The following is a 769-nucleotide window of genomic DNA, read 5'->3' as shown; positions in this document are numbered from 1 at the left end:
GGTTCCCGGTTCCAGGGCGCTCTCAGCGGCGATGGTAGCTGTCACGGCGTGGACCGTGACGGAAATCCTCGCCCTGTCACAGACAGGAGCAAGCCACCTATTCTGGGAGCGGGTCCAGTGGGCCGCCATATCTGTCGCCCCAATCTTCTTTTTCTTCTTTATCGTCCGTTTCACTGGGTATGGACGGGTTCTCACCCGGCGCACGATTCCGCTGTATTTCGTGTTGCCAGTCCTCTCGGTCATCCTCATATGGACTAATCCGGCACATGGAATCATGTGGACTGACCCGGTTCAGACCCATACCGGCGGAATCGTGACGCTCTCACAGGATTTTGGCGTCGGATTCTGGATTTACTTCGTGTATGCGTACACTCTCTTGATTATCGGCTTCGTGTTACTCCTTCGACTGGTGACGGTCTCAGAATACCTCTATCTCGACCAGACCGTATTGATCGTCATCGGAATCCTCGCACCGCTCGCTGGCAACGCGCTCTCGGTGTTCGACATCACACCGCTCCCGGGCCTTGATCTCACACCCTACGGTTTCACCATCACCGGTATCGCGTTCGGAAACGCTCTCTTTCGATATCGGTTGTTCGACCTGTTGCCCGCGACTCGGCAACTCGGGAGACAGGCGGCACTGGTCGACCTCAAAGATGGAGTCGCCATCGTGGACACAGAGCGGACCACCCTCTATCTCAATCCGGCCGCGAGCGACATTCTCGACTGTGACGCAAACGAGATACTCGGCGAACCCGTGGAACGTCTC

Annotated in this window: 1 protein-coding gene; it reads left to right on the top strand. The window is 57.0% G+C overall.

The window, feature by feature from the left end:
* Positions 1–31 precede the first annotated feature (31 nt).
* Positions 32–769: histidine kinase N-terminal 7TM domain-containing protein (locus tag AUR66_RS21420; protein WP_231727939.1), on the top strand; the 738-nt coding region annotated here is incomplete at its 3' end.

Origin of the sequence: Haloferax profundi, assembly GCF_001469865.1 — an archaeon.
GTDB classification, from domain to species: Archaea; Halobacteriota; Halobacteria; order Halobacteriales; family Haloferacaceae; genus Haloferax; species Haloferax profundi.
Note: the sequence above shows the minus strand (reverse complement) of the source record. Positions and strands in the feature narration are given on the sequence as shown.